The sequence below is a fragment of the Leptotrichia sp. SK-5 genome, assembly GCF_055387215.1.
In genome coordinates this window covers 1667857-1683973 of record NZ_AP028931.1, presented here as the reverse complement: position 1 = coordinate 1683973, position 16117 = coordinate 1667857, and the positions used below count along the sequence as shown (strand labels likewise).

The following is a 16117-nucleotide window of genomic DNA, read 5'->3' as shown; positions in this document are numbered from 1 at the left end:
GTCATATAAATACAACTATAATTTTAAAGTAAATTTATTATACAATATAATAAAAGACTATCTTAAAGAATATTTTTTCTAAAAGATAGTCTAATTTTTTGTTGTTTGTTTTTGTAAATTTTTAAAATTAAGGTTTTAATTTTGCTAATTCATCTAAGTCAATATCAGCATCATAATCCACATTGTCAAAATCAAATCCATTTAACTGCATAAATTCTTCTCTTGCTCCAGCATAATCGCTTATTTCCTTAAAGTTATCTGGAGTAACTTTATCCCAAAGAGCTTCTACTTCAGCTTGAACGTCTTCACGCATTTCCCAGTTATCTGGACGTAATCTTCTTTCTTCGTCAATAACAGGATTGTTTCCATAAACCATCTGAGTCAAAAGTCTGTGTTTTTGTTCGATTGTACCTTCGTGGATACCTTTTTCCTTCATTACTTTGTAAAGCAATGCTGCGTATAATGGGAAAATAGGGATAACTGCACTTGCTTTTGTCATTAGAGCTTTACTTAATGAAACGTATGCTTCTCCATTGTATTTTTCTTTTAAAAAGTCATTTAAAACATCAGAAGTATGTTCCAAATCTCTTTTTGCGGCTCCAATTGTACCTTCCTTATAGATTCCATAAGTTACTTTTGGGCCTAAATATGAGTAAGCTACTGTTTTGAAGCCTTCAGAAAGAACACCGCCTTTATCAAGCGCCTCAATCCATAATTTCCAGTCTTCTCCACCCATAACTTTTACAGTGCTTTTGATTTCTTCTGGAGTTGCGACACCCATTGTTGTTTCTTCCATAACTTCTTTTTCAAAGTTGATAGTTGGACCTGTAATGTCCTTTGTTGTAGATTTTAATGCTGAACGGTAAGTTACACCGTCAATTGGATCAGTTCTGACTGCACTTGCTAAGCTGTAAATTAACAAGTCGATTTTTCCACCAAATTTTTCTTTAATGAACTTTATTACATCATCTTTCATTTCCATTGAGAAGGCATCGCCAATGAAGTTTTTAGAAACTAAGCCTTCTTTTTCAGCAGCTTCGTTAAAGGCAATTGTATTCCACCAGCCAGCAGAGCCTACTCTTTTTCCTTCTACACCTTTTTCAAATGCCACTCCGATAGTTTCAGATCCAGCACCGAAGGCAAGGGAGATTCTTGTGGCAAGTCCGTATCCAGATGAAGAACCGATAATTAGAACTTTTTTTGGGCCTTCATATTTATCTTGTGATTTTACATAGTCAATTTGCCTTTTTACAAATTCTTTTGCTCCAATTGGATGGTTTGTAAGTGCTAAACCACCTTTTAATCTAGGTTTTATAACCATTTTTTCTTTTCCTCCTAAAAAATTATTTATTATAATTATTTTTCAATTTTAAAAAAATCATACATTTAAAATGATAACATATTTTATCATGTATTTTCAAGAAATATTTTAATTTAAATAAAAATAAATAATTTTGGAAATCAAAATAATTTTTTGGAGAAAAATTTTTGTAAAATTATAACTGTGCAGTAGGATAAAGCGTGATTTCGTTCATGCTAACTTCTTCTGGCAAATCAATCGCAAATTTTACAGCTTCGGCAACTATTATAGGATCTGCTCCAATTGTGTCGTAAAGGAATTCGATTCTTTCCTTAATTGCTTTATTTGTGATACGTGTTGCAAGTTCAGTTCGGAATGCTCCTAAATATAGAGTTGTTGTACGGACATTCATTTTTTCGTTGGCACTTTCTTTTCTCAGTACTTCCATTAGTGCTTTTACACCGTGTTTTGTAGCACAGTAAACTCCTGCTCCAAGATATGTGTTTAGTCCAGCAACAGAAGATGTGCTAATAACATGTCCAGATTTTTGCTTGATAAAATGTGGAAGTACAGCTTCAATACCGTTTAATACACCTTTTAAGTTCACATCAATCATTTCGTCCCATTCGCTATTTTTTAGTTCTGACAATGGTGCATTTGGCATTAATCCTGCATTATTAAATATAACATCTATTTTTCCATATTCAGAAATTGCAAAATCAACCAATGCTTTTACTTCCTCTCTTTTTGATACATCTGTCACTTTGTAAGCGGCTTCTCCTCTTTTTTCCTTTATTTCAGCAACAGTTTCCTGTAATTTGTCTTCATTTCTTGCGGCAAGTACAACTTTTGCTCCGCTTTCTCCTAATAATTTCGCAGTAGCCCTTCCAATTCCTGAAGAAGCTCCTGTAACAATAACGACTTTGTTTTTTACAGCCATTTAAATCATCTCCTTTAAATAATTAATTTTTACATAATGAAATTATAACATATCTTTCTAAAAAGTCAATAGGTCTATATATATCTATTACAAAAAATAAATGGTATGTTATAGTTGTTATTTTTAATATTTTAAAGTATAATTATAATAAATTAACTTTAAAAGTTTCAGTTATTTCATTCAAATTATAAAAAAGAAATACGATGTTAAAGGGATTATAGCATTTCAGTTTAGAACGAGAGTAGAAGGTTAGATATAGACAATTTCTTGTTTTTATCGATTTTTGCTTCAAATTTTAAAAGGATTGACTATAATTTTGGAAAGGTAAAGAATGAGTAAATATAAAGAAGTATATAACAATATAAAAAAACAAATTAAAGATGGAAAATTAAAGCCAAAAGATTATTTAAAAAAGGAAGCAGATTTTGCCAAAGACTATTCCTGTTCAGTGCTTACTGTGAGAAAAGCGCTTGCTTTACTGGAATCGGAAGGATATATTCAAAAAATAAAAGGTAAAAGATCAGTTGTGGTTGAAAAAGGGGATTTGAAAAATATTTCGCTTACTTCAATACAGACATTTCAGGAATTGAATAAGATAAAAAATATAGATGTCAAGGCAAATTTAGTTAGTCTATATATAGTACAAGGTGTCGAGGAACTGATGGAAAAATTTAATGTTTCTAAAACAGCTGATTTTTATAAGGTTGTCCGTACTTATTCCTTGGATGGCGAAACTGTTCAGTATGCCACTTCTTATTTTGATAGAAAAATAGTTACTTATCTGAATGATGAAATAGCCGGCAAGTCTATTTATGAATATCTGGAAAATGAACTAAATTTAAAAATATCATATTCAAGACGGGAAATAAAGTTCAGAAGTGCAACAGATGAGGAAAGAAGGCATATAAATCTTGAAAATATTGACAGAGTTGTAGTTATTGAAACTTACGCCTACTTATCTAACGGAAATCTTTTCCAATACGAAACAATAACTTATCATCCTGATAAATTTACTTTTACTGCAATTGCTAAAAGATAGTTGCTAAAAGGGAAAAAACTCGGTATACTTATAGTGAATAAAAATAATAAACAATAAATCAAGGAAGGGAATGGTAATGATGAAAATAAACAAATTTATTGACCACACAATTTTGAAAGCAATGGCTACAAGGGAAGATGTAAAGAAACTCTGCGACGAAGCAAAAGAATATGGATTTTATTCAGTTTGTGTAAATGGAGCAAATGTTGAATATGCTTTTAGTCAAGTTAAGGACAGCGATGTGAAAATTGCGGCGGTAGTTGGATTTCCTTTGGGAGCGATGGCAACTGATGTGAAAGTGTTTGAAGCGAAAAAGGCTATTGAAGATGGAGCTTCGGAAATTGACATGGTTATTAATATTGGAGCATTGAAGGACAAGGACTATGATTTAGTGGAAAACGAAATTAGAAAAATAAAAGAGGCAATTGGAAACAATGTTCTAAAGGTAATAATTGAAACTTGCTATTTGACAGATGATGAAAAAGTAAAAGCGTGTGAATTGTCGGTTAATGCAAAGGCAGATTTTGTAAAAAGTTCAACAGGATTTGGAACAGGAGGAGCTACATTTGAAGATGTAGAACTTATGAAAAAAACAGTTGGGGATAAAGCAGAAGTAAAGGCAAGTGGTGGAGTGAAAGACCTTGAAACTGCAAAAAAATATATTGAATTAGGAGCAACAAGACTGGGAACAAGTTCAGGAATCGCTATTGTAACAGGACTGGAAAGCGGAAAAACAGGGTATTAAATTTTAGTCAATAAAGAGGAACATAATAATAGACTTTTTTTAAACTATATATTTTTATAATTTAATAAAAGAAGGATTATGAAGCAAGGGGTTAGTACCCCTTGTTAAAGTAAAAAATTGGATAACAGATATTTATGCAGCAAGAAATTAAGAACTTTTATCATAAAGAGAAGAAGTTTAAAATTGAAAATAGTATATTAATTAGGTATATAAACTTTTGCAAATAGCTGTCAGTAAAATGTAAAGGAGAAGTGAGTATTTATGAAATTTAAAAATTTTAAATTTAGAAATATTTTCTTTTGTTGTTTTCTTCTGCTAGTTTCTATGCTTTCTTTTGGGCAAAATAGGAAATCTGATGAGATTATTTTGACTGATGATGGAGTAATTTTGGATTTGAAGGGAACATTTAAAATTAATTGGGATAAAAGTGATTCAGATGTGCCCTGTTCTGCAATAGAATATGGGGAAATGCTGTTTTATCCTGATAATAAGGATATTGTGAATGGGAAAGCGATAGTTTTGAAGCCTAGGGATTTTGATTATCATAATTGGGATGAAAGCAGAAATGCTGAAAAGGAATTTGCTGATATGGAAAAGGCTAAAGTTGAAATATTAAAAAAAACTTTTCCAGAAGAATTTGAAAAAATGGAAAAAATTCAAAAAGGGGAATTACAGTCTCCGGTAAGAGTTAGAATAAAAAAAGTAACTCCATATACAGAATGTGATTTTACAACAGTTTATGCTCAAGTTACTGAAATAAAGAAAATTGATGGTACAAAATCAAAAATTACAAAACTTGAAGTGAAAAAGTTGGATGAATCAGATGATTTTGATGAACCGCATTTAGATGAAGCGGGTTACCTTCGAGAATACAGGGTAAACTCAAAGGATGGATATGCAAATATGCGTGAAAAACCGACTAAAGATTCAAAAGTTATTTCAAACTTAGATAATGAAACGATTGTAAGATATATTACAAAATATGGTGACTGGTATTATGTTTACTTTGCTGACTATCCTTCTGACCTTGAGAAAGAGTGGAAAGTTAAAGAATATAGAGGATTTATCCATAAGAGCCAGTTGAAAAAATATGTTGATTAGAGTGTTTTTGTAAAAAAAAATTGAAAAAATTTGTTAAAGATAAAAAATATTAAGTTGGGAAACAAGTTTATTAAATAAATTTTGGATTTGAAGAGAGGATCACTTGTGAAAAAAATTTTTTTGAAAATAGTATTATTATTAATTTTGGCAAATGTGGGTTTTGGAGATGTTATTCAAATTTTAGGAGATAGTTATTCAATATACAAAGGAAATGTTTATTATGGAAATGAAATTTTGGAGGGAGCAAATCCGAAAACTGCTGAGTTGATAGGATTTTCTCTTTTAAAAGATGATAAGAATGTTTATTACATGGGTGAAAAAATAAAATATGTAAAAATTAAAAATTTTGAGAAATTAGGTCAAAATTATTGGAAAAATGATAATAAAATTTATTATCGGGATAAAAAAATAGAAAATGCTGATATTATGAGTTTTAAAGTTTTAAATGAAGATTATGCAAAGGATAAAAATCATGTTTATAGCGGAAATGAAGTAATAGATCCTTCTCCATTATTGGGAAAAATTAAAAATCCTGAAACATTTGAATTTTTGCCAAACGGAATAATATATGCTACATTATATGGAAAAGATAAATACAATGTATATTATATAAACAATACAATGTCAAACTGTTTTGATTCATACTATTTTATTTATGAAGTAAAAGGAATTAATAGAGATAAAGTAGAAGTTCTGAATAAATGGTTTATAAAAGATGATAAAAATATTTATTTTAAGGGAAAAATTTTAGAAGGTGTAGATTATAATACATTTGAAGTGCTTCCAAATGGAGATGGAAAAGATAAAAATAGAAGTTATGAATATTTGACTAAAGACGAGTTGAAATGGTTTTAATCAACTGGAAACTAATTGCTTATACAGATAAAATAAAAAGGGTAGGAAATAAAAAATGGAATTTAGAATAATGACTTACAATATTTACGGAGCAAGGCTTGCTAATGGTAAGAAATTGGCAAAAAGCATAAAAAAATATAAGCCTGATTTTGTTGCGTTGCAGGAAGTTGATAAAAATACGAAAAGAAGTAATTTTCGTGATGTAACGCAAGATTTTGCACTTGAACTTGGGTATAATTATTATTATTTTCAAAAGGCAATGGATTTTGATAAGGGAGAATTTGGAATTGCGTTTGTTTCAAAATATGATGTGAAAAATATATATGTTCACGAGCTGCCATCTGCTGGAAATGAAAAAAGACAGGTTTTGGCAGCACAAATTAGTTCAAAGTATAAAAAACATATCTTGGTTATAAATACTCATTTAGATTATGAACCTACAGTAAAAAGTACCCAAATTAACGATTTGATGACAGTTATAGATTATTTTAAGGGAGATATAAAATTTCTATGCGGTGATTTTAACCTCTTGCCAATAACAGAGCATTACCAGAAAATTGCTGAAAATTGGAATGACACTTATTTTGAAGGCAAGGACTTGGAAAATAAATCAAATCTTGAAAACAGAAATCTTGAAACACAGAGAATTGATTATATAATGGCCAAAAAAGGTGAAAATTATAGAACTAAGCAAAGTTTTTTTATAAATGATGATTCGCAGGAATGGACAAAGCTGTCGGATCATTTGCCGTATATGGCGGTGTTGGAGATTGAGTGAAGAAGGAAAGTGTAAAAAAATGGAATTAGCAAAAGGTGAAAAAAATTTTTTAAAAAATGTTGTAGAAGATTTAAGAGAACTTGGGAAACTTTCAATTAAATACAAAGAAATATATGAATTTGAGGATGAAAATTTAAGTTTAGTATGTAGTTCTTTCCAAAATTGGTTGAATAATATTTTTACATATATGAACTCTCAGCTACAAGCTAGATACTTTCACGCAAATGATTCAAGAGATTTTATGGAGTTAAATGAAAAAATAGAAGAGTTTGTTTCAAATTTATATAAACAAAAAATAGCATTACGGAAAGAATATAGCGATAAAATAGCAGAAATAAATACATTTATTTCTAAATATAATGGAACAAATGTTCCAGAAAGTTTTTTAAAAATTGATATAATAAAAACAGAACCAGTATTTTATTTTGAGGAAACTATAGTAAAAAAAGATAAAAAAATAAAATTGGAAATTATCGGCGAAGGTGCATATGCTAAAGTGTATAAATATTATGATGAAGATTACGAGGAATGGTTTGCAATGAAAAAATTAAAAGGTGAAGATTCAAAAGAGATAGAACGTTTTAGAAGTGAATTTAGTACAATGAAAAAATTAAATTCGCCTTTTGTAGTCAAAGTATACAAATATTTAGCATCTCAAAATAAATATATTATGGAGTATTTAGATACAACATTATTTGATTATATTCAAAAAACTAAACCAAATATGGAAAAAATTAAACAAATAATTCGCCAAATTTTAGGATGTTTTTTATATTTATCACAAAATGATATTTTGCATAGAGATATAAGCCCGTATAATATATTAATTAAAAAATATGATAGTAATGTTTTGATAAAAGTAAGTGATTTTGGATTAGTGAAAACAGAAGAAAGCTTTTTAACTTCAACAAATACAGATATAAAAGGTTCATTAAATGATCCTCAGTTAAGGGTGGTAGGATTTAAAAATTATGAAATAAGGCATGAAACATATGCTTTAAGTCAATTAATAACATTCTTGTTAACTGGAAAAAGAAATTTTTCCAATATAAAGAACAAAAAAATTAAAGCTTTTATAGAAAAAGGAATGAGCGATTTAGAAAATAGATTTCAAAATATGGAAGAATTTTCTACAGAAGTAAAAAAATTATTAAGAGAATTAAATTAATTGTACTAGACGGTATGGTAACAAGAAAATTGTCAGAGTACTATTTGAAAGACTGTTTGTAAACTACTAAAATTAATTTTCAGATTTTACAGTAATAAGATACTTGTAAAATGTGGAATTTTGGAGGCGATTGGAGAGAAGAAAGGGAGAAAGTATAGGAAGAAATAATAAAATACGGAGATAAATTGGATGAAAATAAAATATTCAAAATTTGAAATTAATATGTGGGATATATTTTTTCTAGTAATATGTTTAAGTCATTTATTAGGAGGAATTGATATTTTATTTAATAAAAAAGAAAAGGTTGGAATAATTTTTTTGGCTATTGGAATAAGTTATTTTGTATACAGATTTCTTTTGGTAATGATTATTAAAAGCAAGATGAAATTTGATTTTTCTGATTATGAAGTGAAAATAAAAGGTCTATTTTTTAAGAAGACTATTGCGTATAATGATATAAAAACTTTGACAGTGAGAAAAAATATATTAGGATCGTATGATATTTTTTTAAACTTTGATAGCTCAATAAATATTTATAAGTATTTCTGTAATTTAATAATCGATGTTTCAATAGAAAGTAATCATAAAAAAAGTTATATTTTTTGTGACATAAAAAATAAAGATGAGATTTTGGAATATTTGTTGGAGAAAATAGATTATCCAAAAAAAGAAATTCGTGAAAAAGTGAATGGAGAAAAATTATATGTGAAATATTCAATTTTTGAAAGATTTCGTATGTTGTGTTGTTCAATATTTAGTATAGTATCAATTTTTTCGGTTGGAATTGCTTGGGGGGATTTAGAATTAATGATTGAATTATTTGTAATAATAATATTATTACTAGTGATGACTATGATAAAATTTTTTAGAAAAGATTATATTATGAAAAGATATAGTAATTACAGTATATCAATATTTGAAAAGAAAAAAGGAATTTATATTATGGATGATTTTTTTGAAACAGATAAAAAAGTGATAGTTAATTATGAAAATACAAATTTTAATAGTGTAAAATTTAATTTCTATTATTTTCAAAATAATATTATGCCTAAAAATTATAAAAAATATGATAATTAAAATTATAAAAACAATGATTTACAGGAATGAATAAAGTTATCAGATTATTTATCATACCTGGCGGTGTTGGAGATTGGTTAAAAATAAAATGAAGAAAAGAAGGAGAAATTTATGAAATATGTAGCAATTGATGAGCAAGATGAAAAAGGGTTTGAGGAATACATTGAAAGTTTGAAAAAAAGTGGAATGGAACTTTCAGAAGAAGAAATACAGGAAATAAAGAATGATATTAACGATCAAGTAGCCTTTTGTCTAATGAATAATGATAAAAAATTTGATGAAATTTTTGAAAAAGTATCTGAAATTAATGAAGAAGCCTATTTAAATGGCCATGGATGGGCGGCTTTGATTGAAAGTTATTTGGAGAATAATTATCCAGAACTTTATGAAGATTATGATTCTGATCCTGAAGCTGGGGGATATGTCGGACGCTATTTTGGAAATACTAAGGAAAACTGGGAAAAAATACGGAAAGTGGCTGAAATAGTTGAGGATTTGATTGAAAATGAAGATAAAATTTATAAATATATTGAGGAAAATGGAGATGATATTTTTTGGGATTCATTTTAAGTAAAAATAGAAATGAGGGAAAATGAAGATAGCGTTTAATGTAAATGATAATAGCGATATTGAGGATTTTGAAGTTGACTGGCTTGGGAAAAAAGTGTACGTATCAATGGAAGAAGCTGAAATTTATGATAAGGAACTGGAAAAACAGATGTCTCTTATTCTTGATAATGTAGAAGAATGGGATGTCAAAATAAAGAATAGCATTGTAAAAAAATATTTAGGTATGGCAAACAGCCGTTTAAAAGAGAATAAATTGTCTGTTCCACTGGAGAAGGTTATTCAAAAATTGGGAAATAGCTTAACTAAATACGATGTAGAAAATGCTAGAAATGGAATTATTACAGAAAACTTTTTCTTTCAAAATTTAATAATTGATGAAATAATGCCATATTCTATTAGTCAATTTAGTGTGTGGGCTTACGATGAAGTACTTTTTGATGGATATATGTTTATAACTGATGCTGAGATTTACGAGAAAGTTGTTTTTGATGATTTGACAAATATTTATAAAAAATCATAATTTTGAAAAGGAATTATCACAATGAAGAATAGGGATTACATTGAAGGGTTTATTGAAGGTGTTTCAATGTGTTGGAATAATGGAATGAAGGTTTGTCCTGAATATACGGCAATATACATTGATACATTTTTTATTGATAATGATAAAAATAATGATTTGAATGAAATAATAAAGAAAAAATTATTGCAATATTATGAAAGTAGTTCATCTGAGAAAAAAGATAATAATATTAGAAAAAAATTGGAAAAATTGAATATTGTTTTCAAAAAAAATAAAAAATACGAAAATCTGATAAAACAAAATGAAACAAAAGCTGACTATGATAGGATTTCTGAATTTATTAAATTGCAAACAGAATTTACTGTTGAGGAAATAATTGAAAACTTAGAAAATAAAGTAGATAAAAAGGAACAATACTGGAATGTAAGATGTTTTTTCAATCAAATAACACATTGGTTTGGTGAGCCTGGAAATTTTTATGTAGCGATAAAGAAATATGAAGCTATTTTAAGTGAATTTTATGCATACAATGTTTTTTCAGCAGGAATGATACGGTACAAAGAATATTTATTAATGATTGTTTATGGCTCTGATGAATGAAAGAAAAAAAACAGGTAATTTATTTGCTTTTAAAAAATATAAAAGGTATAATATTAGTAAATAAAAAAGAAAGGGATAGATAGAAATGAAAAAAATAGAAAGAATTACATTAATTGTACTGGACAGTGTTGGAGCAGGAGAATTGCCTGATGCAAACTTATTTGATGACTGTGGGTCAAATACCTTAGGAAATATGGCGAAAGCTTATGGGGGAATGAGCTTGCCTAATATGGGGAAATTGGGGCTTGGAAATATTACTGAGATTGAAGGGACTCCAGCTGTTGAAAGTGCTGAAGGGGCTTATGGAAGAGCGATTGAAGTGTCACATGGAAAAGATTCCACAACTGGACACTGGGAAATTGCCGGAGTACCATTGGAAAGACCGTTTCCAAACTACCAAAATGGATTTTCAGATGAGGTTATAAAAGAATTTGAAGAAAAAACTGGAAGAAAAGTTATGTTAAACAAGCCACTTTCAGGAACTGTCGCAATTGATCAATATGGAGAAGAGCAGATAAAAACAGGTAACTGGATAGTTTACGGTTCGGCAGATCCTGTATTCCAGATTGCCGCAAATGAAGAAATTATACCGTTAGAAGAACTTTACAAAGCGTGTGAAATTGCACTTGAAATTTGTAATGAGAAATCACCTGTAGCAAGGGTAATTGCAAGACCTTATGTTGGTAAAAAAGTAGGAGAATTTAAGAGAACTGCAAACAGACACGACTTCTCTATTGACCCTCCAAAAGAAAGCATGCTTGAAAGATTGGAAAAAGCTGGACTTGATGTAGTGGGAATTGGTAAGACAAGCGATTTGTTCAATGGAAAAGGAATTACAGATAACAGAAAAGCTAATCAGGACAATCTAGATGGAATAAAAAAAACAATAGCCGCATTGAAGGAAGATACAAAAGGATTGATTTTCACTAACTTAGTTGATTTTGATGCTGTTTACGGACATAGAAGAGATGTAGAAGGATATGTAAAGGCTCTAATCGAATTTGATAACTGGCTTCCTGAAATCCAAAAAAACTTGAAAGATGATGAAATTCTGATTATCACAGCTGATCATGGAAATGACCCTACATTCAAAGGAACAGACCATACAAGAGAATATATACCTATAATGATTTGTGGTAAAAATGTTAAAAAGAATGTAAATATTGGAACAAGAAAAACTTTTGCTGATATTGCGGCAACTGTTGAAGAAATTTTATTGGAAACTGAAAAAGAAGGAAGTTTTGCAAAAGAAATTTTGGAAGACTAAAAATAGATAAATATGGGTTAATTGAGGTTAGAAATTAGATGAAATGAGAAAATAATGCTAAAAACACCTTTTGGAAATATACGAATGTTTTTAGATAAAAAGGAAGTTGAGTTTAATTTTTCTAAAATTCAAAATTCTAAATCTTTTTTGAAAACTGAAACATATTTATTGAAGTATGAATTTAAAAAGGAAAAAGTATATAAAATAAACAAACATTTTTTAAAATGTATTTTAGAAACAGATTTTGAATATGAAAGTTTTGTTGAAACTGGAGAGAGATTGGAAGCAATCTCTTTTGAAGTTAATAGAGGGAAATTAATAATTGGGACAACTTCTGGATTGTCTATGGCAGAGTCTGATGGGAATAATAATGATTTTGATGTTGAGTATTTGGAAAATGGAATTGAAATTGTAATTTTGGAAAAAACAAGGAATCAAATTTTTAGTTTTGGAGTTTCTTTTCTAGAAAATGTAAATGTAGAAAATGAAGTTCAAACATGGCTTGCAGTTGATTATGCAATAAATTTAAAAGAAAGGGTAAATAAATGCCAAAATTAATAATAAACAACCTAAATATAAAAGAAAAAAATGCTGATAAAAATCGAACAACTGGTTACAGAGTAAAAATAGATGGTGGAAATCCGATAGAGTTTAGGAAAAAATATTTGGAGATTCAAGTTTCAAAAGGGGAGCATGAAGTTACAATATTTAGGACTGGACTTAAAAAGGTTGTGAAGAAAATTAAGGTAGTGGGGAGAGATGCCAAGGTCTCTGTAAGGATTGATGTTAGTTTGCCGATAATGATGGTAATACTTCAATTAATAATAAATAATTTTATTTTACAAAAACCATCTATTTTGAGAACAATTATTAGTGTTATCTTTTTAATTTTATTCTTGTATTTGATGTTTATGAGAGAAGTAATAAAAGTCAATGTTGAGGAGTAAAGTTTTGATGGAGGGTGATGATTGATGAAAGATGGAAAAAAATCGGAGAAAAAATTGGAAGAAGAAAAATGGCTAAATTGGGCGATTGAATTGCAAAGTCTGGCTCAGGCGGGACTTGCGTATGGAAAGGATAAGTTTGATATCGAGCGATTTGAGAGAATTAGAGAGATTTCAGCAGAGATGGTAGCTCACAAGACTGATATTTCGGTAGAAAAAGTAAAAAATCTGTTTTGTAATGAAGTTGGATATCAGACACCTAAAATTGATACTAGAGCTGTGATTTTTGAAAATAATAAGATTTTACTAATTCAGGAGAGTAATGGAAAATGGGCATTGCCAGGCGGATGGGCAGATGTACATCTTTCAGTTAAGGAAAACGTATTAAAGGAAGTTAAGGAGGAAGCTGGAATTGAAGCAAGTGCAGAAATGATTGTAGCCTTACTGGATGTAACAAAAAATCAAAGGAAAGCAATTCCTTATGGTATAACAAAAATTTTTGTGTTGTGTAAATATGTTAGCGGAAAATTTGAGAAAAATATAGAAACGATTGACAGCCGATATTTTGGAATTGATGAATTGCCAGAGCTTGCAACTAATAAAACTACCGCTGAGCAGATACGAATGTGCTTTGATGCAAATGAAAATAGAGATAATTGGAAAGTAATTTTTGATTAAGTTAAAAAATGAATAAGGAGAAAAAATGTTATGAAAAAAGTTAAAGCTATGCTGATTTTAACAGCGTTTATTGGATTATTAAGCTGTGGAGGTAATTCAGCGGATGATTTAAAAAAAGATGAAAAACTTCTGAAGGAAACAATGCAGAAATGTAGTACAGGAAAATTAAAATTAAATGACAAAAATTGTGTTAATGTAAAGAAAGTACAAGCTGAAATGGCAAAGGAAGTTTGGGATAAAAATAAATCTGAAATTGAGGCTAAGGTAAAAAAGAATGAAAAATATATAGAAAATGGACAATACGAGCATATGTTTGATTTGTTTCCAAAAAAAGTGGCTGAACATGTAGGAAAAGCTAACGGAGTTACTGCAAAGGAATTTGTAGAAGAAATATCTAAATATGCACCTGAAGAATATGGAGATGGAAAACTGATATTAACAAGAGATTTCAGCAAAGCAAGAGTAAATCAAACTTTCGTGGGGAGAACATACGCAGTTGTACCACTTAGTTCCCAGTTTAAGACAAGTGATGGTAAATCTGAAGAAGGTAAAAGCGAAACTTTAATATTTGAAGATGAAGGGCAATGGTATATGATAAATATTGATAAAATATCAATACCAGTATTAAAAGAAGTATATCCTGATTTAAAAGAGTTAAAGGAGTTGAAATAATACAGTTAATTCTTGCTAAATAAAATATATAAAAAAGACTAACCCTAAAACTTGATAAGTTCTAAAATAGTCTTTTTTTATATATCACACTTTTTTACTTTTAAAATATTTTTTAAAAATTATAATTAACGAGAACCTTTTTTATTATAATCTTTTTGTTTTTCTTTATATTTTCTAACTTGTCTTTCCAGTCTGTCAGATAAGTCGTCAATCGCTGCGTATAAGTCTTTATTTTCAGCTTCTATTTTTATTTTTGTACCACTTGCATAAACTAATCCATCAGCTTTGTGAACAGGACCTTCAGACTTGGTATCTTCGACTGTTAGAACAACATCGATTTCTGTGATAGCATCTGAATACTTAGAAATTTTGCTTACTTTTTCTTCAGTATAATTTTTAATTGCATCTGTAATTTTAAGTTGTTTTCCGCTAATAATGATTTTCATAAATCATCACATCCTTTCATCTATGTCAATAATATTGTACCTTGAAAATCCTAAATGTCAATAGCCGAAATAAAATAATTAAAAATTCTTTATAATAAATGATTAAAAAAACATCTGTTATTTATTAAATTGTATTAGATAAACTGGCATATAATAAGATTTATAAAGTAATTACAATGTTATGTAATTTCAAATTTTTTAATCTATATTTTAATATTAAAAAGATTAAGTATATAATATAAAAATTTAAATTAGTGTTTATTGAATTTGAAATTATTCAATAAATTATATATAATGTAAATTATTGATTTATAAAATGGAAATATAAGGTGAAAAAATGATAAAGTTTTTTAAGCAGGATACAATTTCGCTTGCAAAAGATTTACTTGGGAAATTGATACTTGTGAAAAAGGATGATGAAATATTAGGTGGATATATTGTGGAAACAGAGGCTTATTTGGGATCAGTTGACAGGGCTTGTCACGGATTTGAAGGCAAAAGAACTCCAAAGGTTGAGGCTTTATTCGGAAAAGCTGGCACAGTTTATATTTATACAATGCATACGCATAAAATGCTTAATATTGTCAGCTGTGAAGAAGGAAATCCGCAGGCAGTACTGATTAGGGGAATTGAGCCAGTGATTAATGTTGAAAGAATGGTTGAAAATAGAGGAAAATCTGGGATTCTAGTTAGCAATGGTCCGGGAAAATTGACAAAGGCTATGGGAATTAGTGACAAATTTAATAAGAGTAATATTTTTGAAATTACTAAAAATTTTCATAAAATAACGCAAGAATTGATTTATAATAGTGAAAATATGAATGAAAATCTACTTTATGTTGATTTTGAAAATAGTAAAATTCCAAAGAAAATTGAAATTTCGGCAAGAATAGGAATTCCAAATAAAGGAGTTTGGACAGAAAAGCAATTACGATATTTTGTGGCAGGGAATAAATATGTTTCAAGAAGGAAAAAATCTGAATTTAATGATAATTGCTGGAAATAATTTTTTAGGTATTGAAAAAATAGTAAAATTTTGTTATACTTTTATTAAGTGGAAGATTTTACGAAAAATATCAAAATTTTAAGTGAAGTATTTATTATTGTTTGTAAAGTTAAATTTGTTGTGGAGGAAAGATGAAAAAAAATTTTTTTGTCAGAAGAGCAATCAAGATATTTTTTACAGGACAAATTGTAAAATTGTCTGCTTTGTTATGTATAAAATGTAAAAAAATTAAATATATAAATTTATGTCAGAAATCTAGGTGAATTTTGTTTACTTAGATTTTTTTTGTTTTTTTATATTGCTTTGATTAATAATAGTTATTTTATTTATTATTTATAACAATCTTTTTTATGCAGAGGTATCATACGCCATACTTATGCAATCCCACTTTACGCAAAACTTTCTTAATAA

At 28.5% G+C, this 16117-nt stretch carries 19 protein-coding genes; 16 read left to right on the top strand and 3 right to left on the bottom strand.

What is annotated here, in order from left to right:
- Positions 1-127: 127 nt before the first annotated feature.
- A complete protein-coding gene (fabV, locus tag ACZ5B9_RS08480) occupies positions 128-1321 on the bottom strand; it encodes an enoyl-ACP reductase FabV (protein WP_464422207.1) in 1194 nt (397 codons plus the stop codon).
- A gap of 175 nt (positions 1322-1496) precedes the next feature.
- Entirely contained in the window at positions 1497-2240 is a 744-nt protein-coding gene (locus ACZ5B9_RS08475) for an SDR family oxidoreductase (RefSeq protein ID WP_464422206.1), read from the bottom strand.
- A 331-nt stretch (positions 2241-2571) separates the two neighbouring features.
- On the opposite strand from ACZ5B9_RS08475, the gene ACZ5B9_RS08470 reads away from it, so the two are divergent.
- The 15 genes from ACZ5B9_RS08470 to ACZ5B9_RS08400 all read left to right on the top strand — a co-directional run bounded on the left by ACZ5B9_RS08470 (position 2572) and on the right by ACZ5B9_RS08400 (position 14254).
- Entirely contained in the window at positions 2572-3279 is a 708-nt protein-coding gene (locus ACZ5B9_RS08470; RefSeq protein WP_464422205.1) for a GntR family transcriptional regulator, read from the top strand.
- A gap of 79 nt (positions 3280-3358) precedes the next feature.
- Positions 3359-4024, top strand: a complete 666-nt coding sequence (gene deoC / locus ACZ5B9_RS08465; protein ID WP_464423944.1) for a deoxyribose-phosphate aldolase — start codon at positions 3359-3361, stop codon at positions 4022-4024.
- Between the two features lie 261 nt (positions 4025-4285).
- Positions 4286-5125: an SH3 domain-containing protein gene (locus tag ACZ5B9_RS08460; protein WP_464422204.1), complete on the top strand. Its 840-nt coding sequence runs from the start codon at positions 4286-4288 to the stop codon at positions 5123-5125.
- Between the two features lie 105 nt (positions 5126-5230).
- Positions 5231-5980 (top strand): DKNYY domain-containing protein, encoded by a 750-nt coding sequence (locus ACZ5B9_RS08455; protein ID WP_464422203.1) that lies wholly within the window; start codon positions 5231-5233, stop codon positions 5978-5980.
- A gap of 55 nt (positions 5981-6035) precedes the next feature.
- Complete coding sequence (locus ACZ5B9_RS08450; RefSeq protein WP_464422202.1) at positions 6036-6758, top strand: endonuclease/exonuclease/phosphatase family protein; 723 nt, start codon at positions 6036-6038, stop codon at positions 6756-6758.
- Between the two features lie 19 nt (positions 6759-6777).
- Positions 6778-7926 (top strand): protein kinase domain-containing protein, encoded by a 1149-nt coding sequence (locus ACZ5B9_RS08445; RefSeq protein WP_464422201.1) that lies wholly within the window; start codon positions 6778-6780, stop codon positions 7924-7926.
- Between the two features lie 189 nt (positions 7927-8115).
- Positions 8116-9003 carry a YdbT family protein gene (locus tag ACZ5B9_RS08440; protein WP_464422200.1) on the top strand — a complete coding sequence of 296 codons (888 nt, stop codon included), beginning with the start codon at positions 8116-8118 and terminating at the stop codon, positions 9001-9003.
- 111 nt (positions 9004-9114) lie between these two features.
- On the top strand, positions 9115-9573 hold the full coding sequence (locus ACZ5B9_RS08435; protein ID WP_369712333.1) for an immunity 51 family protein: 459 nt from the start codon (positions 9115-9117) through the stop codon (positions 9571-9573).
- Between the two features lie 22 nt (positions 9574-9595).
- A complete protein-coding gene (locus ACZ5B9_RS08430; RefSeq protein ID WP_464422199.1) occupies positions 9596-10093 on the top strand; it encodes a hypothetical protein in 498 nt (165 codons plus the stop codon).
- Positions 10094-10114: 21 nt separating this feature from the next.
- On the top strand, positions 10115-10693 hold the full coding sequence (locus ACZ5B9_RS08425; protein WP_464422198.1) for a hypothetical protein: 579 nt from the start codon (positions 10115-10117) through the stop codon (positions 10691-10693).
- Between the two features lie 85 nt (positions 10694-10778).
- Positions 10779-11960, top strand: a complete 1182-nt coding sequence (locus ACZ5B9_RS08420) for a phosphopentomutase (RefSeq protein WP_464422197.1) — start codon at positions 10779-10781, stop codon at positions 11958-11960.
- Between the two features lie 84 nt (positions 11961-12044).
- Positions 12045-12518, top strand: coding sequence for a hypothetical protein (locus ACZ5B9_RS08415; protein WP_464422196.1), 474 nt, complete (start codon positions 12045-12047; stop codon positions 12516-12518).
- Positions 12506-12907 (top strand): hypothetical protein, encoded by a 402-nt coding sequence (locus ACZ5B9_RS08410; RefSeq protein ID WP_464422195.1) that lies wholly within the window; start codon positions 12506-12508, stop codon positions 12905-12907. Before ACZ5B9_RS08415 ends, ACZ5B9_RS08410 begins: the two co-directional genes overlap by 13 nt.
- Positions 12908-12931: 24 nt before the next feature.
- Positions 12932-13582 carry an NUDIX hydrolase gene (locus ACZ5B9_RS08405; RefSeq protein WP_464422194.1) on the top strand — a complete coding sequence of 217 codons (651 nt, stop codon included), beginning with the start codon at positions 12932-12934 and terminating at the stop codon, positions 13580-13582.
- Positions 13583-13612: 30 nt separating this feature from the next.
- Entirely contained in the window at positions 13613-14254 is a 642-nt protein-coding gene (locus tag ACZ5B9_RS08400; protein ID WP_464422193.1) for an EexN family lipoprotein, read from the top strand.
- A 125-nt stretch (positions 14255-14379) separates the two neighbouring features.
- On the opposite strand, the gene hpf is transcribed toward ACZ5B9_RS08400, so the two are convergent.
- Positions 14380-14700, bottom strand: coding sequence for a ribosome hibernation-promoting factor, HPF/YfiA family (gene hpf, locus ACZ5B9_RS08395; protein WP_006803647.1), 321 nt, complete (start codon positions 14698-14700; stop codon positions 14380-14382).
- A gap of 337 nt (positions 14701-15037) precedes the next feature.
- Between hpf and ACZ5B9_RS08390 the strand changes: the two genes are divergently transcribed.
- Positions 15038-15706, top strand: coding sequence for a DNA-3-methyladenine glycosylase (locus tag ACZ5B9_RS08390; RefSeq protein ID WP_464422192.1), 669 nt, complete (start codon positions 15038-15040; stop codon positions 15704-15706).
- The last annotated feature ends 411 nt before the right edge of the window (positions 15707-16117 follow it).